Source organism: Actinomadura sp. B10D3, from assembly GCF_039871695.1.
In the GTDB taxonomy this organism is placed as follows: domain Bacteria; phylum Actinomycetota; class Actinomycetes; order Streptosporangiales; family Streptosporangiaceae; genus Spirillospora; species Spirillospora madurae.
In genome coordinates this window covers 107467-126973 of record NZ_JBDPLY010000010.1, presented here as the reverse complement: position 1 = coordinate 126973, position 19507 = coordinate 107467, and the positions used below count along the sequence as shown (strand labels likewise).

Genomic DNA, 19507 nt, shown 5'->3' with positions numbered 1-19507 from the left:
GGGCCGCGCGTCAGTCCTGCTCCTTCGCGAACTCGCGGAGGCGGGGCAGGTCGACGACGGTGATCTTGCGCCAGCCGGTGCGGATCAGGCCCGCGCGGCGCAGCCCGGAGAGCGCGCGGGCGACGGTCTCCCGGGACGCGTCCATCCAGCTGCCGAGCTCCTCCTGCGACAGCGGCGGGCCGATCTCGATCGACCCGTCCGGCGCGGGCGGGGCGTGGTGGACCGACCGCTCCGCGAGGTCGGTGAGGAGCGCCGCGAGGCGCTGCGGGCCCCGGCTCGTGATGTGCGCCGTCAGCCGCCGGTCGGAGTCGTCCATGCGCCGGACGAAGGTGCCGGTGACGAGCATCCACACGTCCGGATGGGCGTCCAGGAACCCGGTGAACCGGGCCGCGGGCACGACCAGCGCGCGGATCGGCGACAGCGCGGTGACCGTCGCGGCCCGCGGCCGCCCGCCGAGCACCGCGCTCTCGGCCAGCAGGTCGCCGGGGCCGCGGACGGCCAGCACCACGTCGTGGCCGTCCTCGGTCGCGGAGGTCACCTTCGCCCAGCCGCGCTCGATGATGATCACATGGTCGGACTCGTCGCCCTGGTACACCAGGGGCGCCTTCACCTGGTAGGTCCGGGGGCGCGCGGCGGCGCGGAGCGCGGAGCGCTGCGCGGCGTCGAGCGCGGCCCAGAACGCCGGAGGCGGAGAGGACGCCGCGTACGGTGCCAACAGCCGCCTCCTTTGCCCGGGGTCATCTGAACTGTAAACCGCCGGACGTCACTTGGGGACGGCCAGCAGCCGCACGGCGAGTCCCGTGAAGACCGTGCCGCTGAAGATGTTCAGGCCCCGCGCCACGCGGCGGCTGCGCCGCAGCAGGTCCGCGAGCCGGCCGGCGACGGGTGCGTGAGGGCCCCGGCGGCGACGCCCACCATGCCGAAACTATGCGACGGATGGGCCTCCCAGCGCGAACCGGTCAGGCGCCCGCGCCGGGCGCACCCACCTCGATCGTCAGGGCCTCGTGGTCGAAGGAGAGGTACCCGCCGATCCTGGCGGCGTCCTCCAGGGGCCGCTCGTAGGACCAGCCGGCGTCCTCGGCGCCGTCCAGCGACCAGTACGTCGCCTCCCCCTTGTACGGGCAGACGGTGCGCTTCTCGCTCCGGGTCAGCAGGTCCCGGCGGACGTCCTCGGCCGGGATGTAGAACCGGTTGGGCAGCCCCGTCTCCGACAGCAGCCTCGGCCGCTCGGTCTCCGCGACGACCGTCCCGTCCAGCAGGACCCGCACGCGCCTGGACGTGTCGCGCGCGTCGACGCGATGGAACGGGTCCCGCAGGTGCCCGTGGATCTCCTCGTCCTCGTCGAACCAGGCGTCCATCCGCTTCCAGTAGAAGGCCATGTGCCCGCGCAACCACGCCGACTCCGGGTTCGGCTCCGGGTAGGCCCAGGCCGCGTTCTCGGCCGCGCGGTCGCCGACCCGCACCGTCCAGTACGCCGCGTCGCCCTTGAACGGGCAGTACGTCGTGTGGTCGGTCTTCTCCAGCAGGTCGGTCCGCACGTCCTCCTCCGGGACGTACAGGACGGGCAGCAGACCGGTCTCGTGCAGGAGCCTCCCTCGCTCGGTGTCCAGGACGGTCTCCCCCGCGAACCGCGCCCGGACCCGCCGCGGGAAGGCGTGCATGAACAGGCGGTGCTTCGGCCCGTCGATGGCGAAGTTGACCTCGTCGCCGGGCGACCCCGCGAGCGGCCCCGGCCGCATGGTCAGCGACATGTCCGTGTCTCCCTTCACACCTGCCGGCATCGCCTCCAGTTCACCACGGCGCGCCGCCTCCGGCGCGCGCGGCGCTAACCGCCCCGCCGGATGCCCGCGGTCCGGGCGCGGTACGCGGTCGGGGTCTGGCCGTAGGCGGCGCGGAAGGCACGGCTGAAGGCGGCGGCGTCGGACATGCCCCAGCGATCGGCGATCGCGCCGATCGGCTCCGCGCCGAAGCGCGGGTCGGCGAGCTCGCGGCGGCAGTTCTCCAGGCGGCGGGCGCGGATGTGCCGCGCGACGGTCGTGCCGGACGGCCGGAACACCCGGTACAGCTGGCGGACGGAGATGTGGTGCGCCGCCGCGATCGACGCCGGGGACAGGGACGGGTCGTGCAGCCGCCCCTCGATCCACGCCTCGATCCGCTCGAACGCCGAGGCGAGCAGGAGACGGTCCGAGCTTCCTGCGAGCGTGGACATGACGCTCCTCCGGTCTGCGAACGAGGTCTCGGACGCCACCCGCCAGGCTTCTATGGCGTGTCAGGAAGGTCAATGAGCGAGTCAGCACGACGCTGCGGGAGGACTTCGGCAGTCGGCGCCAAAAACCCAGCGTGGAGCGGCGGGACCGTCCGTTCTAGCCAATAGATGGACACAATAGGACAATTCAGCCGTGCAGCGGCCGGTGGCACCGATCGGCGGTTTCCCGGAAGTGCGACCGAGACGTGATGCGAATCGCCCACGAAACGGCAAAGGAATGGATAGTCTCCCTGCGATCACTCTTGGTTGTGTAAGGAAATCTGGGAGCACACGCCGCATGAGCGCTGCCAACCGGGCACAGGTCATCACACGGTGGGGAGCCATCGCCTTCATGGCGGCCGCGGTCCTGACCGCCACCGCCGGTGGCTTCGCCCAATCCTATGCCGGGCTCTACCACTGGGCCCTCGAACACGGCCTGCGGGGCTGGAAGGCCGAGTCCTTCCCCCTGCTGGTCGACCTGTTCATCATCGTCGGAGAGCTCGGGCTCTTCCTGCTGGCCATAGACGCCTTCGTGCTGCGCCGCCGGACGCTGATGAGCTGGCTGGACTTCTGCCTGCCGCTGTCCATCGCCATCGCCGGCTGGACGGCCAGCCTCATCTTCAACGTCGGGCACGTCGGGCACAAGACGTTCTCCTACCAGGCGACGGCCGCCGTACCGCCGATAGTGTCCATGCTGGGCCTCTTCGTCCTGCTGCGGACCCTGCACCGGTACGTGGCGGACGATGAAGAGGAGGAGACCAAGCCGCCCGAGCCGCAGACGCGGGCGATCGCCGGGCCGGTCACGCTGAACCAGATCACGCTGATGCCGCTGCGCAACACCGGCCCGTTCCCGCAGATCCAGGTCCCCGGGCACTCGGGCAAGGCGATCGAGTCGGGCGCCCCGGCCGCCACCGCGCCGCAGCAGAAGGCCGAGGCCGCGCGCGAGTCCGCCGCCGACGCGCCCGCCCAGGCCGCCGCTCCCACGACCGCCCCGAAGAGGCCCGCCCCCGACCCCGCGCCGGCCCCCCCTCCGGCTCCGCAGCCGGAACCCGAACCGGAGCCGGAACTGGCCGTGGTCAGCGCCGCCGCCCGCGGCAACAGCCTCAACGGGCGCAGCTCCTACGGCACCGCCACCGAGGAACCGGCACCGGCGGCCGCCCCCAACCCGGAGAACCTGCGCGCCCTCGTCATCGACATCCTCGAACGCCGGCACGGGGACGTCGCCGGGACGCTCGCCGAGGTCCGGGCCGAGGGCTACATCTGCGACGAGGCGGAGATCCAGCGGATCAGCGACAACCACTGGTTCCCGTACGCGGTGTACCGGCTGCTCGCCAAGCACCACGGCGACGGCGAGCTGGTCGCCCAGGAGCTGGCGTCCCAGGGGATCGTCTACGACCAGGCGACGCTGGACGCGCTCGTCCAGTCCTGGCGCGTCTGACCCGGGCTTTTCCGGACCGGCCGCCCCCGCCGTTGCGGGCGGCCGGTCCGTCGCGTATTCCCGTGATCACGCTCCGTCCGTGCGACGCTGGGCGCACCAGCGACGCCGGGAGAGCCGATGAAGACGCAACGGGCCGCAGTGCACCTGGCCGCGGTGGCCGCCGCGGCCGCCCTCGCGGGCGCCGTCACCGGATACCTGATCGCCCCCTCGCCGGGGGACGCCGCCGCGCGTCCCGCCGCCCACCAGCGCGCGAGCGGCACCCTGCATCTTGCGCTGAACATGCCGGCCGGAGACCGCGCCAAGGCCGCCGCGCTCGGCTACGACCTGTTCGACACCGACCCCGACGAGGACGACATCGCGGCGCTGCCCGACGGCGGACGCGCCCTGCTGTGGGTCGGCAACACCACCTGCGGCGCCTTCCAGCAGGAGAGCGACGCCGCGTTCGCGGCCACGGTGAAGCGGTTCGCCGGGAACGACCGCGTCTACGGCTGGTACCTGTCCGACGAGCCGAACCCGGACGAGTGCCCCGGCATCGTCGGCAAGATCCGGCGGCGCGCGGACATCGTCCACCGGTACGCGCCGGGGCAGGCCGCGTTCGCCTCGCTGACCGACTGGCCGATGCGCCCGCTCAGGCCGTCCGCGACCCATCTCGACCTCATCGGCCTCGACCCCTACCCGTGCCGGACGGGCGGCGGGGGCTGCGACCTCGACGCGATCGACACCATGGTCGGGCAGGCCGCGCGCGCCGGATTCCCGCGGCGCATGATCGTCCCCGTGTTCCAGACGTTCGGTCAGTCGTGCAACGACGGCGAACGGCACTGGCGGCTGCCGGACGAGGCGCAACTCTCGTCCATCCTCCGGCGGTGGGACCGGCTCGTCCCGCGCCCCGCGTTCGACATCAGCTACTCGTGGGGGCGGCAGGACGCGTGGGCGTGCCCGGCGCTGGCCGACGCCGACGGCACGGGCGGCAGGCCCGACCTGCAGGCCGTCATGAAGCGGCACAACCTGCGCCGGACCGGCCCCACCCGGCCGCCCGCGCATGAGCCCTCGCGCAGTCCGGCGCCGGCGTCCTCCGCGGAACCGCCCGCGCCCACGGCACCGTGCCCGGCGCCCGAGGCCTCCTAGGCAGGAGCGCGCTGCTGTTCCTGGGCCGGGTCGGTGCGCAGCCGCGCGTGCAGCCCGCCGTCCACGCGCAGGACGTGCCCGTTGAGCTGCTCCGCCGCCGGGGACGCCAGGAACAGCGCCGCGTCCGCGACCTCCTCCGGCGCGGTGGTGCGGCCGGCCGGGATGTCGGTGGCGGGCCGGATCTCCCCGACGACGCTGGCCGGGGCGACGCAGTTCGCCCGGATGCCGAGCCCGCCGAGTTCCACGGCGATCGCCCGGCTGAGCGCCTCGATGCCCGCCTTGGTCACGTCGTAGGCGCTCTGGTCCTCGTGGGCCCGGGAGCCGCCCGGCGACGACAGGCTGACGATCGCGCCGCCCCGCCCGGTGTCGCGCCAGTGCCGGACGGCCCGCACCGACAGCAGGTAGGCCGAGCGCAGGTTCGCGGAGATGATCGCGTCCCACAGCCCGGCGCTGATGTCGATGAACGGGGTGCGCACCTCGGTCATCGCCGCGTTGTTGACGAGCACGTCCAGGCCGCCGTCCCGCAGGAGCCTGGCGAAGACCGCGTCGGCGACGTCCTCGCGGGCCAGGTCGCCGACCATCGTCGCGACCCGCGGGTCGCCGTCGAAGACCTTGAGCCCCTCCTCGTCCACGTCCACGGCGAGCACCCGCGCGCCCGCGCCGGCGAAGCGCCGCACCAGCGCGCGGCCGATCAGGCCCGCGGCGCCGGTGACCAGGACCCGCTCCCCCGTGTAGTCGAACCGGACGCTGCTCATTCGCATGCCCTCTTCTCCGCTGGGCTCATTCGGCCGGGGCCTCCCTCACCTGGGCGACGATCTGTGTCGGGTTGACGAACATCAGGGCGATCACGAGCAGGATCGCCGACAGGGCCATGTAGATCACGGCCATCGCGTCGATGGCCTGGGCGGCGCGGATGCCGGGGGTGAACGCGGCGCTGTACAGCGAGACGATCAGCGTCTGGCTGTCGGCGTCCGCGACCAGGAACGTCAGCTCGAACATGGCGACGGTCCGGACCAGCACCAGGATGCCGGCGGCGAGGATGCCGGGCAGCAGCAGCGGCACCAGCACCCGCGTGAACACCTGCCGGGTGCGGGCCCCGCACATCCGCGCCGCCGACTCCACGTTCGCGTCGATCTGCTCCACGAACGGCGTCATCACGAGGACGACGAACGGCAGGGCAGGGACGAGGTTCGCCGCGATGACGCCCGTCATCGTCCCCGCCAGGTGCACCTTGTACAGGACGGTCGCGAGCGGGATGCCGTAGGTGATCGGCGGCAGCAGCACCGGGAGCAGCAGCAGGAACATCACGATCCGCTTGCCCGGGAAGTCGCGGCGCGCCAGCGCGTACCCGGCGGGGACGCCGATCAGCAGCGAGAGCGCCACCACCACGAGCGTGATCTCCAGGGTGACGGTCAGCACCTCGCCGAGCGCGAACTCCTCCCACGCGTCGGAGTACCACGCGCCGGTGAAGCCCTGCGGCAGCCATCCCGCGAACCACCTGGTCCCGAACGAGTTGACGACCACGGACAGGATCAGCGCGGCCAGGTTGACCAGGAAGAACGCGACGCACAGCCAGACGGCCCAGCCGCTCAGCCGGCCCTTCGGCAGCCCGCGCGGGCGGGAGACGGCGGTCATGATCCCTTACCTCCCATCGCGGGCCCGGTGTAGAGGCGGCCGCGCAGCAGCAGCGTGACCGAGATGACGAGCAGCTCGAACACGCCCATCAGCACGGCGATGGTCGAGGCCATCGAGTAGTCGTACTTCTCGAACGCCGCCTGGTAGGCCGCGATCGCCATCACCCGGGTCTCGCCCGCCGGTTCGCCGACGAGGTTCGCCGACGGGAACACCGAGAAGGCCAGCACGAACGCCAGCACGAACGTGGTCGCGAGGCCCGGGGCGAGCAGCGGCAGGACGATCCGCCGCATCCGCTGCCAGGGCCCCGCGCCGAGCGTCGCGGCGGCCCGCTCCAGCGTCGGGTCGATGCCCGACATGTAGGAGAGCACCAGCAGGAACGCGAACGGGAACCCGGTGATGAGCAGCGAGAGCAGCACGCCCCAGTAGTTGTAGATCAGCCGGACCGGCTCGTCCACGATCCCCAGGTCGAGCAGCACCCGGTTGAACCAGCCCCGGGGGCCGAGGTAGCGCAGCAGCCCGTCCGCCACCAGGACGGTGCCGAGCGTCACCGGCAGGACGAGCAGCGCCGTCAGCACGCGGCGCCCCCGGAACCTGCCGCGCAGCCGGTACGCGATCGGCACCGACGCGCCGACGTTGATCAGCGCCGCCGGGAGCGCGAGCTTGAGCGTCTTCCAGATCGTGCCGCGCTGGTAGGAGTCCTTGAAGAAGTCGGAGTAGTTGCCGAGCGGGCCGCCGCCGTTCTTCGGCTGCAGCGACAGACCCACCCCGTACAGCATCGGGTAGAGGAACAGCAGGCCGACGACGAGGACGGCGGGCACCAGCAGGAGCAGGACCCGGTCCACGCCGCGTTCGGCGAGCCGGTGCCGCAGGCCGCCGCGCCGGGACGGCGGCGCCTCGGGGCGCGCGGGGGCCTCAACCGCCATCCGTGCCTCCCGCCTCGCCCGCCGGCACGCCGAGCGCCCCGGCGGCGGGTTCGTCGAGCGCCTCCGCGGCCTCCCGCACGCTCTCGCCGAACACGAGCACGCGGTCCGGGGAGACGGCCAGCGTGACCCGCTCCCCCGGCGCGATCCGCTCCGGCGACCGGAAGTGGACGACGCGGCCGTCGTCGGTGACGCCCTCGGCGGCGACCTCGCGCCCGTGGAACTCCGACACCTCCACCCGGACGGTCACGAGGTTCTCCCCCGCCTCCCGGTCCGCGGACCCGGCGACGCGGAAGTCCTCCGGCCGGACGGCGGCGACCGCCCGCGCCCCGGTGATCGGCTGCCGGCTCACCCCGGTCAGGGTGAGCCCGCCCCGCTCGCCGAGCGTGACGCCGCCGTCGCCCCCGCCGGACGGCAGCACGGGCAGCTCCAGCAGGTTCCGGTAGCCCATGAACCCGGCGATGTAGGTGCTGACCGGGTAGGTGTAGACCTCCTCGGGCGTCCCGATCTGCTCGATCTTTCCGGACCGCAGCACCACGACCCGGTCGGCGAGCGCGAGCGCCTCCTCCTGGTCGTGCGTGACGTACACGGTCGTCAGGCCGAGCTGCTGGTGGATGCGGCGGATCTCGGTGCGCATCTGCACGCGGAGCTTGGCGTCCAGGTTGGACAGCGGCTCGTCCATCAGCACCAGCTTCGGGCGGAGCACGATCGCGCGGGCGATGGCGACGCGCTGCTGCTGGCCCCCCGACAGCTGGCCCGGCAGCTTGTGCTCGTGCTCGGTCAGCTCGACCGTGCGCAGCGCCTCGTCCACCCGGCGGGCGGTCTCGGCCTTCCCGACCCGCCGGACCGACAGCCCGAACGCCACGTTCTTGCGGACGGTCAGGTGCGGGAACAGCGCGTAGTTCTGGAACACCATCCCGAACCCGCGGCGCTCCGGAGGCAGCGTGTCGATGCGCTCCTCGTCCAGCCAGATCGCGCCCTCCGACAGCGGCAGCAGCCCGGCCAGGCAGTTCAGCGCGGTCGACTTGCCGCAGCCGGACGGCCCGAGCAGCGCGATGAACTCGCCGCCCTCGATGCGCAGGTCGAACCCGCTCAGCGCGGCCGTCCTACCGAACCGCCGCGTCACGCCGTCCAGCCGCAGATGCCCGAACGCCGCCCGCGCGTCCTTCTCCACCACGCTCCCCACAGTCATACCGCCCCCCACACCGAAGACATGGGGCCTGGGGCTCCTACCGAGGACTCGGAGCTTGCGGAGCGGCCTCGTGGTGTTGTGTTCGTCGTCATGACTTCTTGACCTTCTGGCCGCCGATCTCGCGGTCCCAGCGGTCGAAGGCGGCGACCAGGGCCTTGGCGTCCAGCGGCGGCGCCTTCGGGTTGTCGGCGATGAGCTTGTCGTACTCGGGACGTCCGTACTCCTTGATCGCCTGCTGGCTGTCGGCCGGCGCCATGTCGAGCGTGACCCCCTTCACGGCCGGGCCGGGGTAGAAGTAGCCCTTGTCGAAGGTGATCGCCTGCTGCTTCGGCTGGAGCGCGTACTTCATCAGGTCGAGCAGGACGGCCAGCTTCTCGCCGGAGACGCCCTTGGGGACGACCATGTAGTGCGCGTCGGTGACCCACGTGAAGCCGTCGAGCGGCTGGATCTTGACGTCCTTCGGCACCTGGCCGAGCACGCGCGGGTTGATGTCCCAGCCGGTGGTGCTGAGGATGATGTCGCGGGTGCCCTCGCCCAGCTCCTTCATCGTCTGCGTGGTGCCGGTCGGGTAGTACTCGATGTACTTGTCCAGCTCCTTCAGGTACTTCCAGGTGTTGGTCCACCCGTTGTTCGGGTCCTTGGGGTCGGAGTCCTTGAGGATGTAGGGCAGGCCCATCAGCCACGTCCGCCCGGGACCGGAGTTGGACGGCCGCGCGTACTCCAGCTTGTTCGGGTGCGCCTTCGCCCAGGCCAGCAGCTCTTCGGCCGTCTTCGGCGGGTCCGGGACCTTCTTCGGGTTGTACTCCAGCAGCGGGCCGGACGGATAGTACGTCACGGTCACGCCCTTGCCCTGCGCGAGGTCCTGCATTTTGGACGCGGGCTCCAGGTACTGCGTCTTCAGGTCGGGCAGCTTGTCGGAGTACTTGCCGACCAGGTCGACCCACAGGTTCTGCTCCAGGCCCGCGGAGAGCCCGTCGGTGCCGGTGAGGACGAGGTCGATGTCGAGCCGCCCGGCGTCCTGCTGGGCCTTGACCTTGCCGGCCAGTTCGGGCGCGGTCGCCTTGGTGTAGGTGATCTTGCTGACGCGGTCCGGGTGCTCCTTGGTGTAGTTCTCGAAGATCTGCTGGGTGAGCTGGAGGTTCCCGGCGACGTCGATGATGTTGAGGGTGACGGCCTTGTCCGGCAGCTTGACGTCCGCGGCGGCGGGTTCGGACGCGGCCTTCCCGCCCGAGTCGGGCGCCCCGCAGGCGGCGAGCAGCAGGCCGGCGGCGGTCGCGGCGGTGAGGAGGGCGGATCGGGGAGTTCTCATGGGGTGGGTCCTCCTGGCAGGACGGGTCCTCCGGCGCCGGGCTCAGACGGGCCCGGTGGTGCCGCGGATGAGGAGTCGGGTCGCCAGCTCGGAGGCCGGCGGCGCGGGAGGCGCCTTGCGCGCCCCGGGGTCGAGCAGTACGTGCATGGTGGCGGCCGTGGCGCGCGACAGCGCGTTGACCGGGATCGCCACCGTGGTGAGCGGTGGATTGGTCATCGACGCCATGGGGACGTCGTCGACCCCGACGATGCTGAGCCCGCCGGACGAACCGGGCTCGCCGGGCACGGGCACGCCGCGCGCGGTGAGCCGTGACAGCACCCCGAGCGCGACCAGGTCGTTGTAGGCGAACGCCGCGGTCACGTCCGCGGCGAGCACCTCGTCCGCGGCCCGGTACCCGCCGGTGAAGCGCGGCTCGTACGGGCCGAGGTCGACCAGCTCGATGCCGCGCTCGGCGCAGGCGGCGCCGAGCAGCTTGCGCCGCTGCCGGTTCGACCAGGAGTTGGCCGGGCCGGCGAGGTAGGCGCACCTGCGGTGGCCGAGCGCGTGGACGTGCGCGGCCGCCTGGTCCATGCCGGGCTGGAAGTCCAGCAGGACCGAGGGCGCGTTGCGGCTGGTGCGGTTGGCGAGGACCACGGTCGTCCTGGACGCGACGGCGCTCAGGCGCGTCCCGGACATGCGGGGGGCGCACAGGATCAGCCCGTCCACCCGCTCGATCATGGCCTCGGCCAGCCTGCTCTCGGTCTCGGTGTCCTCGTCGGTGTCGGCGAGGAACACCGCGAACTCGGTGTCCCGGAAGTAGGCCTCCACCCCCTTGATGAACGGGGCGTAGAACGGGTTAGCGATGTCGGGGACGATCAGCCCGACGTTGCGGGTCCGGCCGAGGACCAGGGTCTGCGCCGCCCGGTTCGGCTGGTAGCCGAGCCGCTCGGCGCAGTCGAGCACGCGCCGCCGGGTCTCGGCGTTGACGAGCTCCGGGGTGTTCAGGGCGCGCGAGACCGTGGACGGCGACACCCCGGCGAGATTCGCCACGGCCCGGATCGAGGCGCGCGAACCGTCGGCGTTCCGGCGTCCGGTCGGCCCGCCGCCGGTGCCCGTGCGCTCCTCGGTCATGCCGAGGATTATGAAAACGTTTGCGGAACAGTGTCAATAGGCGGCGCGAAAAAGCCCCCGGCCGGGCGGGGTGGGCCGGGGGCTCGATCGGGGGGCGGTCAGGCGGCCGCGCGTCCCGCCTTCTGCGGTTCGGGCTCGGCGCGGACGTCGTCGTCGTGCACGTACCGGCGGCCGCGCAGCAGCGACACCAGCGCCGCCACCAGCGACATCGCGATCGCCAGGCCGAACACGATGACGAGCCCGTGGTGGAACGGCTCGGAGATCAGGTGCGGGAAGTACGAGCGCCCGGTGAGCGTCGCGGCGTCGTCGGGCGCGAGCCGGCCGAGGACGTGGAACGGCGCGAGCAGGTTCTGGATCGGGTTGTAGCCGAGGAAGGCGGCGAACAGCGTGCCGACCGGCGGGAGCCCGCCCACCTGCGCGGCCGGGCCCGCCGGAACGCCGTGCTCGGTCAGCCCCCGCGTCAGCGTCCGCGGCAGCGTGTCGGACAGCCCCGCGATCATCAGCGAGAAGAACACCCCGATGGACAGCACCATGCCGGCGTTCATGAAGGTGGCGCGCATGCCGGACGCGACCCCGCGCTGGTCCGCCGGCACCGAGTTCATGATGGCGGTGGTGTTGGGCGCGGCGAACAGCCCGGAGCCGACCCCGTTCAGGAAGATCAGCAGCGCGAACGTGGTGTACCCGAAGTCGGTCGGGACCAGCAGCAGACCGGCGAACGCCAGCGCGGACAACACCAGCCCGCCGGACGCGAAGGCGCGGGCGCCGTGCCTGTCGGACAGGTGCCCCGAGAGGGGACCGGCGACGAGGAATCCCGCGGTCAGCGGCAGCAGGTAGATGCCCGCCCAGAGCGGCGTGTCCTCGTAGTCGTAGCCGTGCAGGGGCAGCCAGATGCCCTGCAGCCAGATGATCAGCATGAACTGCATCCCGCCGCGCGAGATCGCGGCGAGCAGCCCGGCCGCGTTCCCGGCCGCGAACGCCCTGATGCGGAACAGCCCGAGGTGGAACATGGGCTGCGCCACCCGGGTCTCGATCCAGCAGAACAGGGCGAGGACCGCGACGCCGCCGGCCATCCCGCCGATCACCCACGGGTTGGTCCAGCCCATGTCGTGCCCGCCGTACGGCTGGATGCCGTAGGTGATCGCGGCGAGCAGGCCGGTGAGCCCGGCAGCGAAGGTGACGTTGCCCAGCCAGTCGATCCGCGCCCCGACCGCCCGCGTGGCGGTCTCCACCAGGCTCCGGTACGCCCAGACCGTCCCGACGATCCCGATCGGCGCGGAGGCGAAGAACACCAGCCGCCAGTTGATCTCGCTCAGCAGCCCGCCCGCGACGAGGCCGATGAAGGTGCCGGCGATGCCCGCGACCTGGTTGACGCCCATCGCCATGCCGCGCCGGTGCGCCGGGAACGCGTCGGTGAGGATCGCCGCCGAGTTCGCCATGAGCAGCGCGCCGCCGATCCCCTGGAAGATCCGCCAGCCGATGAGCCAGAGCGCCCCGGCGCCGCCGCGGAACGGATCCAGGGCCAGCACGAGCGTCCCGACCGTGAACACCGCGAACCCGGCGTTGTACATCCGGACGCGGCCGAACATGTCGCCGAGCCGGCCGAGCGTGACCACCAGCACCGCCGAGACGAGCATGTAGCCCATGAGGATCCACAGCAGGTAGCTGACGTTGCCCGGCTCCAGCGGGTTGAGGCGGATGCCGCGGAAGATCGCCGGCAGCGAGATGATCACGATCGACGAGTTGACCGTGGCGAGCAGCATGCCCAGCGTCGTGTTGCTGAGCGCGACCCATGGATAGTGCTTGGACGGCACGCGCACCCCCGGGCAAATAGTTTCCTACGCTAACTAAGCATAAACCCGGCCTTCCCTGCCATCGCGGCGAAGGGAGCGGAGCTCTCACCCGGGGGCGGGCAGGGTGCGACCTCCGCGAGAGCGCCTAAGATCCTGCGAGTGGGGGGTAAGCACCGGCTCGACCTGGCCGACGAGCGGCTCGTCGCCTTCTGGCGGGAGCGCCGCGTGTGCGTCCTCGTCACGCTCCGCCCGGACGGCACCCCGCACGCCGTGCCCGTCGGCGCCACGCTGGACGGCGGCACCGTCCGCGTGATCACCTCGGCCTCCTCGGCGAAGGCGCGGCACGTCCGGCAGGCGGGCGAGGCGGGCCTTCCGGTCGCCGTGACCCAGGTGGACGGCCGCCGCTGGGCCACCGTCGAGGGCCGGGCGGTCGTGCGGACGGACGAGGCCTCCGTGGCCCTCGCCGAGCGGCTCTACACCCTCCGTTACAAGCCGCCGCGCCCCAACCCGCACCGCGTCGTGATAGAGATCACCGCGACCCGGGTCCTCGGCAACCTGTGATCCGGCCGCGCGGCGGGCCCGGTCAGTAGCCGTAGGCGGATCCGCAGCCGGAGGTCGGGCCCGGCCGGTTCGCGAAGGCGCCGTCGACCACCCTGCCGAAGGAGTCGATGCCGCCCAGGCAGGCATAGCGCCGTTCGCCCTCGCCGGAGACGGCGATCAGGGACACCATGTTCCGCGTCCGCTCGATGGTGCCCGTCACGCGCATCGGCTCGCCTTCGGCGAAGGAGAAGAAGACCGTGCTCGCGGGCCGTTCACGCTTCAGGGCACCGAAACCTGTGCGGCCGTCCGGATCCATCACCGCGGTGGTGACCGTCCCGGAGCCGTCCTGCTGGCGGAACAGGATGCGCCCCCCTCCGAGATCGGTGCCCTTCCCGCCGGTGTCGAGGGCATGGACGGTGACGTTCTCGACCGTGCTTTCACCTCGTATGCCCGGCGATCCGTTTCCGGCGGGCCTGCCCTGGCGGACGTCGCTGAGGGTGTAACCGAGCGTGCGGTCGTCGCGCGCCCAGGCGATCTCGCCGATGAGGGACGGGGTGGCGGTCGTCCACGTGCGGCGTTCGTTCGAGGCGATGTCGAGAACCGTCAGCGTGGCGGGTGAGACCGGAGCCTGCGGATCGTCCGTGCACGGTGCCGTCGCGTAGGCGAGGCGGGCACCGTCCGGGCTCATCGCCAGGCCGGCGACGCGTGCCGGGACGACGTCGCCCTTCCCCAGCGGTTCGATGTCCTTCACATGGCCGTCGTCGGTGAGCTCGAACCCGTACAGCCGGCTCTCGCACGGGTCCTCGCGAAGCGAGGAGACGACGAACCTGCCTCGGGGCGCTTCGATGATCTCCTGTGCGTTGCCCGCGGACTCCGGCGGCCGGACCGAGTCCACCGGCCGCGATCGGCCGTCCTGCTGGAACGAGCGGACCTGCAACCACGGCTTCCGCCCGCTCCCGTGCGGGGAGTCTCCGGTGTCCCAGACCGTCAGGAGGAAGCGCGGCTCGCGATCGGTCAGGGGGCCAGGGGGCGAGGTGTGCCCGTCCGCCAGCAGCCGCACCGCGCCGATGGAGGCGGCGACCGCCACGGCCATCGCCAGTGGCCCGGCCCACCGCCGGATCCGCCATGAAAGGGGCTGCCGCTCGTCCCTGTCGTCCATACGATGATCATGCCGTCCGGAGGCCGAGGGCGCGCCCGTTTTCGGCCGATCACATGGCGTCCCGCGGCCGGTGGCGGGCTGTGGCGACGGCGGCCTGGCCGAGGCTGATGCCGCCGTCGTTGGGCGGGACGCGGTGATGGGTGAGGACGTCGAAACCCGCGCCGGCCAGGCCGGACACCGCGCGGTCCAGCAGGAGCATGTTCTGGAACACGCCACCGGAGAGCGCCACCGTGGCGAGCCCCGTCGTCTCGCGGACGCGGGAAGCGCCGTCCACGATGAGGGCCGCGACGCCGTTGTGGAAGCGCGCGGCGATCACCGGGACGGGGACCCCGGCGCCGACGTCGGCCACCACGGCGTCCAGAAGATCGCGGCCCCGCACGACGAAGGACGGCGCACCGCTGAAGGACGCCCTGTACGCACCGGATTCCGCCGGATCCGCGCGCTGTTCCAGCTCGATCGCCGCCTGGCCCTCGTAGTTGACCCGGTCCCTGATGCCGAGAACGGCCGCGACCGCGTCGAACAGGCGGCCCATGCTGGACGTGAGCGGAGCGTTGATCCCGCGCCGGGCCATCCGCACGACCGCGGGCCAGTCGTCGCGGCGCGCCACCGGCAGCCCGTCCGGGACGCCGTAGGCGGCGGCCATGCGCCAGGGCTCGCGGATCGCGGCCGCGCCGCCGGGCAACGGAACCGGTTCCAGGTGGCCGGCGCGCTCGAAGCCGCGCAGGTCGGCGACCAGGAACTCGCCGCCCCAGAGCGTCCCGTCCGTGCCGTATCCGGTGCCGTCGAACGCCACCCCGATGACCGGGCCGTCCGCGCCGTTGTCCGCGAGGCAGGACGCGATGTGGGCGTGGTGGTGCTGGACGGCGACCGACGGCAGGTCCTGGTCGAGCGCGTACTTCGTCGACAGGTACTCGGGGTGCGGGTCGTGGGCGAGGAGTTCGGGCGTGATGTCGAAGAGCCGCCGGAAGTGGGCGATGCCCTCCTCGAAGGCGCGGAGCGTCTCGTGGTTCTCCAGGTCGCCGATGTGGTGGGAGACGAACGCCCGGCCACCGCGGGCCAGGCAGAGCGTGTTCTTGAGCTCGGCCCCGCACGCCAGGAGGGGCGGGCCGTCCCCGATGGGGATCGGTTCGGGCGCGTAGCCGCGTGACCGGCGCAGCGGCAGCGTCCGGCCGGCGAAGACCCGCACCACCGAGTCGTCGGTGCGCGTGTGGATGGGACGGTCGTGCTGGAGGAACCCGTCGGCGATGCCGCCGAGGCGTTCGAGGGCGTCGGCGTCGCGGTATGCGATCGGCTCGTCCGAGACGTTCCCGCTGGTCAGCACCAGCGGCTCGGTGACCAGGAGGTGGTGGAGCGGGGTGTAGGGCAGCATGAGGCCGAGCGACCGGTTCCCGGGCGCGACCGCGTCGGCGAGGTCCGCGTCCGGCCGGCGGCGCGCGAGCACGATCGGGCGCCGCGGTCCGGTCAGCAGCGCCTCCTCGGCGCCGGAGAGGACGCAGAGGGCCCGCGCCGCCGCCAGATCGGGGACCATGACGGCGAACGGCTTGTCCTCGCGGTGCTTGCGGGCGCGCAGCGCGCCGACGGCGCCGCCGTCCGCCGCCCTTGCGGCGAGGTGGTAGCCGCCGAGGCCCTTGACCGCGAGGACGGCGCCGTCCGCGAGCATCGACCGCGCGGCCTCCAGCGGGTCGCCGCCGGAGGGGTGCACGCTGAGCGACGGGCCGCAGGACGGGCAGCACACCGGCTGGGCGTGGAACCGGCGGTCGGCCGGGTCCTCGTACTCGGCGGCGCACTCGCCGCACATCGCGAAGCCCGCCATGGTCGTGTTGCGCCGGTCGTAGGGGACGTCCCTGACGATCGTGAAGCGCGGCCCGCAGTTCGTGCAGTTGATGAACGCGTAGCCGTGCCGCCGGTCGGCGGGGTCGCGCATCTCGCGCAGGCAGTCGTCGCAGGTCGCCGAGTCCGAGGAGACCAGGGCGCGGCGCTCGCCCGACGCGTCGCTGCCCACGATGACGAACCCGTCGCGGCCGGCCGCGGCCAGGTCGCGGACCGTGACGCGCTCGACGACGGCCAGCCGCGGCGGGCGCGTGCGCAGGCCGTCCAGGAACCGCCCGACCACGTCGGGCGCGCCCTCGACCTCGATGAACACTCCGCCCGCGTCGTTGCCGACCAGCCCGGACAGGCCGAGGCCGGTGGCGAGCCCGTGCACGAACGGCCGGAAGCCGACGCCCTGCACGACCCCTTCGACGCGGACCCCCACCCGGACGTCCACCCGGCACATTCTGCCCGGTCAGCGGGTGCGCTCCCGGGACCCGCGGGGCGTGTCAGCGATCCCGCCCCGGGATCATTCCGCCTCTCCGGTGTAGGCGGCGATGGTGCGGTCCGCGCAGGCGCGGGCGACCTCCTCGTCGGCGCCCGACTCGACGTGCGCCCGGCGCCAGGCCTCGCCGCTCTGCCGGGTGAAGTCCTTGCCCTCGTCCGTCGTGGCCCAGTCGGGCCCGACCTCCTCCGGGGCGTTCTTGCCGGTCGCCAGGTGAAGGGCGAGGCCGAGGAGCCCCATGTCCCAGCCGATGCCGACGGCGCCGGGTCCGAACTGGTCCCACATGCCGTCGTCGACGTGGGCGATGTGCTCCAGCTCGAAGCGCGCCCGGCCGTCCTGCTCCGGGGCCAGCCGGACCTCGATCCAGGACGTCTGGCCGCCGTACTCCCAGGTCGCGGAGAAGCTCTTGGGCGGGTCGCAGGTTTCGATCGTCCCGCTCGCGTTGCCCTCGATCTGGTACCGGCCGCCGAGCCGGAGGTCGCCCGAGATCGGCAGGAACCAGCGGGGGATCCGCTCGGGGTTGGTGACGGCGTCCCACAGGTCCTCGACGTCGGTGTCGTAGACCTGGCTGACGGTCGCCGTCCGCGCGGTGCCGGCCTCCAGCACCCGCTCGCCGACCTTGCGCCGGACCGCGTTGATCTGCCCGGTGACTTCGATCATTTCTCGCTCCCTGGGTCGTTGCGGCGTGCGCGCCTGCCCCGGGCGATCTCGGTCGCCAGGGCGTCGAGATGCGGCGTCCAGAACCGGCGGAAGCGGTCGAGCCATGCGTCGACCTCTTGCAGCGGCGCGGAGTCGACGGCGTACATCCGCCGCGTCCCCTCCGCCCGCACCACCGCGAACCCGCTGTCGCGCAGGACCTTCAGATGCTGCGAGACCGCGGGCTGCGAGATCCCGAACTCCTCCCGGACGACGGCCGTCACGTCGCCGGACGACCGCTCGCCGTCGGCGAGCAGCTCCAGGATCCGGCGCCGTACGGGGTCGCCCAGTACATCGAACGCGTGCACGTGCCCAAGGTACAGCCTCAGCTTATATAAGCCAAGGCTTAGGAAGCGTCAGCGTCCGGCGAGGAGCTGCTCGAAGGGAACGGGGTTCTCGTACGGGTCGTCCTTGACCCGAGCCGGACGCGCCTCCATCAGGGCGGCGAGTTCCGCGCCCGCGCGGGCGATGCGGTCGGGCAGGGCCGTCTCGCCGCTCCCCCAGTCCTCGGACGCCGCGTACACGGCGGTCGGGACGACGCCGGCGCGCAGGTAGGCGAACAGCGGCCGCATGGCGTAGTCGATCGCCAGGGAGTGGCGGGCGGTGCCGCCGGTCGCACCGAGCAGCACCGGCGTGCCTTCCAGGGCCTCCCGGTCGAGGACGTCGAAGAACGTCTTGAACAGGCCGGTGTAAGACGCGTTGAAGACGGGCGTGACGGCGATGAGGCCGTCCGCGTTCACCACCGTTCCGACGGCGGCGCGGAGCAGCCCCGACGAGAAGCCGGTCAGGGTGGCGTCGACCATGGCGTGCGCATGGTCGCGCAGCTCGATCGTCTCGACGGCGGTGTCGGCGTGCAGGGCCTCGGCGGTCGCGGCCGCGAGGCGGTCGGCGAGCAGCCGCGTGGACGACGGCTGCCCGAGTCCGGCGGAGACGACGGCGAGCGTGGTCACTCGACCCCCTCTGCGAGACGGGACGCATGGGTCGGGGCGGTCGCGGGGACGTGCGCCGGGCGCAGCGACTCGAACTCCTTGCGCAGGACGGGCACGACCTCCTCCCCCAGCGTGTCGATCTGCTCCAGGACGGTCTTCAGCGGAAGCCCCGCGTGGTCCATCAGGAACAGCTGGCGCTGGTAGTCGCCGAAGTGGTCGCGGAACGTCAGCGTCTTGTCGATGACCTGTTGCGGGCTGCCGACGGTGAGGGGCGTCTCGGCGGTGAACTCCTCCAGCGACGGTCCGTGCCCGTAGACGGGGGCGTTGTCGAAGTACGGGCGGAACTCGCGGACGGCATCCTGGGAGTTCCTGCGCATGAACACCTGCCCGCCGAGCCCGACGATCGCCTGGTCGGCGGAGCCGTGGCCGTAGTGCTCGAACCGCTGCCGGTAGAGGCCGATGAGGCGCTGGAAGTGCTCCTTGGGCCAGAAGATGTGGTTGGCGAAGAAGCCGTCGCCGTAGTAGGCGGCCTGCTCGGCGATCTCCGGGCTGCGGATCGACCCGTGCCAGACGAACGGCGGGACGCCGTCCAGCGGGCGCGGGGTCGACGTGAACGACTGCAGCGGGGTGCGGAACCTGCCCTCCCAGTCGACGACGTCCTCGCGCCAGAGCCGGTGGAGCAGGTGGTAGTTCTCGATGGCCAGCGGGATCCCGTCGCGGATGTCCTTGCCGAACCACGGGTAGACGGGGCCGGTGTTGCCGCGCCCCATCATCAGGTCCACCCGGCCGCCGGCGAGGTGCTGGAGCATCGCGTAGTCCTCGGCGATCTTCACCGGGTCGTTGGTGGTGATCAGCGTGGTCGCGGTGGACAGGATCAGCCGCTCGGTGCGGGCCGCGATGTAGCCGAGCATCGTCGTCGGGGAGGACGGCACGAAGGGCGGGTTGTGGTGCTCCCCGGTCGCGAAGACGTCCAGGCCCACCTCCTCGGCCTTCTCGGCGATCGCGACCATGGCCCTGATCCGCTCGGCCTCGGACGGCGTGCGCCCGGTGGTCGGGTCGGGCGTGACGTCGCCGACCGTGAAGATCCCGAACTGCATGCCCGGCC

The 19507-nt window shown here is 72.4% G+C and carries 19 protein-coding genes; 3 read left to right on the top strand and 16 right to left on the bottom strand.

All coding sequences use genetic code 11. From position 1 onward, the window contains the following. Positions 1–10: 10 nt before the first annotated feature. The 3 genes from ABGB11_RS17460 to ABGB11_RS17450 all read right to left on the bottom strand — a co-directional run bounded on the left by ABGB11_RS17460 (position 11) and on the right by ABGB11_RS17450 (position 2209). Positions 11–715, bottom strand: a complete 705-nt coding sequence (locus tag ABGB11_RS17460; protein WP_347633916.1) for a Crp/Fnr family transcriptional regulator — start codon at positions 713–715, stop codon at positions 11–13. A 244-nt stretch (positions 716–959) separates the two neighbouring features. After that, positions 960–1751 carry a DUF427 domain-containing protein gene (locus ABGB11_RS17455; protein ID WP_347633914.1) on the bottom strand — a complete coding sequence of 264 codons (792 nt, stop codon included), beginning with the start codon at positions 1749–1751 and terminating at the stop codon, positions 960–962. 74 nt (positions 1752–1825) lie between these two features. Then, positions 1826–2209: a helix-turn-helix domain-containing protein gene (locus ABGB11_RS17450; RefSeq protein ID WP_347633912.1), complete on the bottom strand. Its 384-nt coding sequence runs from the start codon at positions 2207–2209 to the stop codon at positions 1826–1828. Between the two features lie 334 nt (positions 2210–2543). Here ABGB11_RS17450 and ABGB11_RS17445 point away from each other — a divergent pair, with 334 nt between their 5' ends. After that, entirely contained in the window at positions 2544–3683 is a 1140-nt protein-coding gene (locus ABGB11_RS17445; RefSeq protein WP_347633910.1) for a DUF2637 domain-containing protein, read from the top strand. Positions 3684–3800: 117 nt separating this feature from the next. After that, a complete protein-coding gene (locus tag ABGB11_RS17440; protein WP_347633908.1) occupies positions 3801–4808 on the top strand; it encodes a hypothetical protein in 1008 nt (335 codons plus the stop codon). Here ABGB11_RS17440 and ABGB11_RS17435 read toward each other — a convergent pair. The 7 genes from ABGB11_RS17435 to ABGB11_RS17405 form a co-directional block, all read right to left on the bottom strand. After that, positions 4805–5569: an SDR family oxidoreductase gene (locus tag ABGB11_RS17435; protein ID WP_347633906.1), complete on the bottom strand. Its 765-nt coding sequence runs from the start codon at positions 5567–5569 to the stop codon at positions 4805–4807. The genes ABGB11_RS17440 and ABGB11_RS17435 overlap by 4 nt on opposite strands. Before the next feature lie 19 nt (positions 5570–5588). After that, the gene (locus tag ABGB11_RS17430; protein WP_347633904.1) at positions 5589–6443 is read right to left on the bottom strand and encodes an ABC transporter permease subunit; all 855 of its coding nucleotides are present in this window, start codon (positions 6441–6443) and stop codon (positions 5589–5591) included. Beyond that, the gene (locus ABGB11_RS17425; RefSeq protein WP_347633902.1) at positions 6440–7366 is read right to left on the bottom strand and encodes an ABC transporter permease subunit; all 927 of its coding nucleotides are present in this window, start codon (positions 7364–7366) and stop codon (positions 6440–6442) included. The genes ABGB11_RS17430 and ABGB11_RS17425 overlap by 4 nt, the downstream gene beginning before the upstream one ends. Then, positions 7356–8555, bottom strand: a complete 1200-nt coding sequence (locus ABGB11_RS17420; RefSeq protein ID WP_347633900.1) for an ABC transporter ATP-binding protein — start codon at positions 8553–8555, stop codon at positions 7356–7358. The genes ABGB11_RS17425 and ABGB11_RS17420 overlap by 11 nt, the downstream gene beginning before the upstream one ends. Before the next feature lie 88 nt (positions 8556–8643). Next, entirely contained in the window at positions 8644–9864 is a 1221-nt protein-coding gene (locus tag ABGB11_RS17415) for an extracellular solute-binding protein (RefSeq protein ID WP_347633898.1), read from the bottom strand. A 42-nt stretch (positions 9865–9906) separates the two neighbouring features. Further along, the gene (locus ABGB11_RS17410) at positions 9907–10974 is read right to left on the bottom strand and encodes a LacI family DNA-binding transcriptional regulator (protein WP_347633896.1); all 1068 of its coding nucleotides are present in this window, start codon (positions 10972–10974) and stop codon (positions 9907–9909) included. Positions 10975–11072: 98 nt separating this feature from the next. Beyond that, on the bottom strand, positions 11073–12785 hold the full coding sequence (locus tag ABGB11_RS17405) for an MFS transporter (protein WP_347633894.1): 1713 nt from the start codon (positions 12783–12785) through the stop codon (positions 11073–11075). A 138-nt stretch (positions 12786–12923) separates the two neighbouring features. Here ABGB11_RS17405 and ABGB11_RS17400 point away from each other — a divergent pair, with 138 nt between their 5' ends. Next, entirely contained in the window at positions 12924–13325 is a 402-nt protein-coding gene (locus ABGB11_RS17400; RefSeq protein WP_347633892.1) for a TIGR03618 family F420-dependent PPOX class oxidoreductase, read from the top strand. 22 nt (positions 13326–13347) lie between these two features. Here the strand turns inward: ABGB11_RS17400 and ABGB11_RS17395 are convergent, their stop codons facing one another. The 6 genes from ABGB11_RS17395 to ABGB11_RS17370 all read right to left on the bottom strand — a co-directional run bounded on the left by ABGB11_RS17395 (position 13348) and on the right by ABGB11_RS17370 (position 19499). Then, positions 13348–14463, bottom strand: coding sequence for a hypothetical protein (locus ABGB11_RS17395; protein ID WP_347633890.1), 1116 nt, complete (start codon positions 14461–14463; stop codon positions 13348–13350). 49 nt (positions 14464–14512) lie between these two features. Next, positions 14513–16738 (bottom strand): carbamoyltransferase HypF, encoded by a 2226-nt coding sequence (hypF, locus tag ABGB11_RS17390; RefSeq protein ID WP_347633888.1) that lies wholly within the window; start codon positions 16736–16738, stop codon positions 14513–14515. Between the two features lie 63 nt (positions 16739–16801). After that, complete coding sequence (locus ABGB11_RS17385) at positions 16802–17437, bottom strand: SRPBCC family protein (protein WP_347633886.1); 636 nt, start codon at positions 17435–17437, stop codon at positions 16802–16804. Further along, on the bottom strand, positions 17434–17781 hold the full coding sequence (locus tag ABGB11_RS17380) for a metalloregulator ArsR/SmtB family transcription factor (RefSeq protein WP_347633884.1): 348 nt from the start codon (positions 17779–17781) through the stop codon (positions 17434–17436). The genes ABGB11_RS17385 and ABGB11_RS17380 overlap by 4 nt, the downstream gene beginning before the upstream one ends. A gap of 48 nt (positions 17782–17829) precedes the next feature. Next, positions 17830–18423, bottom strand: a complete 594-nt coding sequence (locus ABGB11_RS17375; RefSeq protein WP_347633882.1) for an FMN reductase — start codon at positions 18421–18423, stop codon at positions 17830–17832. Further along, positions 18420–19499, bottom strand: a complete 1080-nt coding sequence (locus ABGB11_RS17370; protein WP_347633880.1) for an LLM class flavin-dependent oxidoreductase — start codon at positions 19497–19499, stop codon at positions 18420–18422. The genes ABGB11_RS17375 and ABGB11_RS17370 overlap by 4 nt, the downstream gene beginning before the upstream one ends. Positions 19500–19507: the final 8 nt, after the last annotated feature.

What these genes read in the sequence shown, in the direction of transcription:
- ABGB11_RS17455 (WP_347633914.1), bottom strand. Translation starts at nt 1,751, where the DNA reads ATGTCGCTGACCATGCGGCCGGGGCCGCTCGCGGGGTCGCCCGGCGAC.
- ABGB11_RS17410 (WP_347633896.1), bottom strand. Translation starts at nt 10,974, where the DNA reads ATGACCGAGGAGCGCACGGGCACCGGCGGCGGGCCGACCGGACGCCGG.
- ABGB11_RS17385 (WP_347633886.1), bottom strand. Translation starts at nt 17,437, where the DNA reads ATGATCGAAGTCACCGGGCAGATCAACGCGGTCCGGCGCAAGGTCGGC.
- ABGB11_RS17420 (WP_347633900.1), bottom strand. Translation starts at nt 8,555, where the DNA reads ATGACTGTGGGGAGCGTGGTGGAGAAGGACGCGCGGGCGGCGTTCGGG.
- ABGB11_RS17425 (WP_347633902.1), bottom strand. Translation starts at nt 7,366, where the DNA reads ATGGCGGTTGAGGCCCCCGCGCGCCCCGAGGCGCCGCCGTCCCGGCGC.
- ABGB11_RS17440 (WP_347633908.1), top strand. Translation starts at nt 3,801, where the DNA reads ATGAAGACGCAACGGGCCGCAGTGCACCTGGCCGCGGTGGCCGCCGCG.
- ABGB11_RS17435 (WP_347633906.1), bottom strand. Translation starts at nt 5,569, where the DNA reads ATGCGAATGAGCAGCGTCCGGTTCGACTACACGGGGGAGCGGGTCCTG.
- ABGB11_RS17430 (WP_347633904.1), bottom strand. Translation starts at nt 6,443, where the DNA reads ATGACCGCCGTCTCCCGCCCGCGCGGGCTGCCGAAGGGCCGGCTGAGC.
- ABGB11_RS17415 (WP_347633898.1), bottom strand. Translation starts at nt 9,864, where the DNA reads ATGAGAACTCCCCGATCCGCCCTCCTCACCGCCGCGACCGCCGCCGGC.
- ABGB11_RS17395 (WP_347633890.1), bottom strand. Translation starts at nt 14,463, where the DNA reads ATGGACGACAGGGACGAGCGGCAGCCCCTTTCATGGCGGATCCGGCGG.
- ABGB11_RS17445 (WP_347633910.1), top strand. Translation starts at nt 2,544, where the DNA reads ATGAGCGCTGCCAACCGGGCACAGGTCATCACACGGTGGGGAGCCATC.
- hypF (WP_347633888.1), bottom strand. Translation starts at nt 16,738, where the DNA reads ATGTGCCGGGTGGACGTCCGGGTGGGGGTCCGCGTCGAAGGGGTCGTG.
- ABGB11_RS17370 (WP_347633880.1), bottom strand. Translation starts at nt 19,499, where the DNA reads ATGCAGTTCGGGATCTTCACGGTCGGCGACGTCACGCCCGACCCGACC.
- ABGB11_RS17450 (WP_347633912.1), bottom strand. Translation starts at nt 2,209, where the DNA reads ATGTCCACGCTCGCAGGAAGCTCGGACCGTCTCCTGCTCGCCTCGGCG.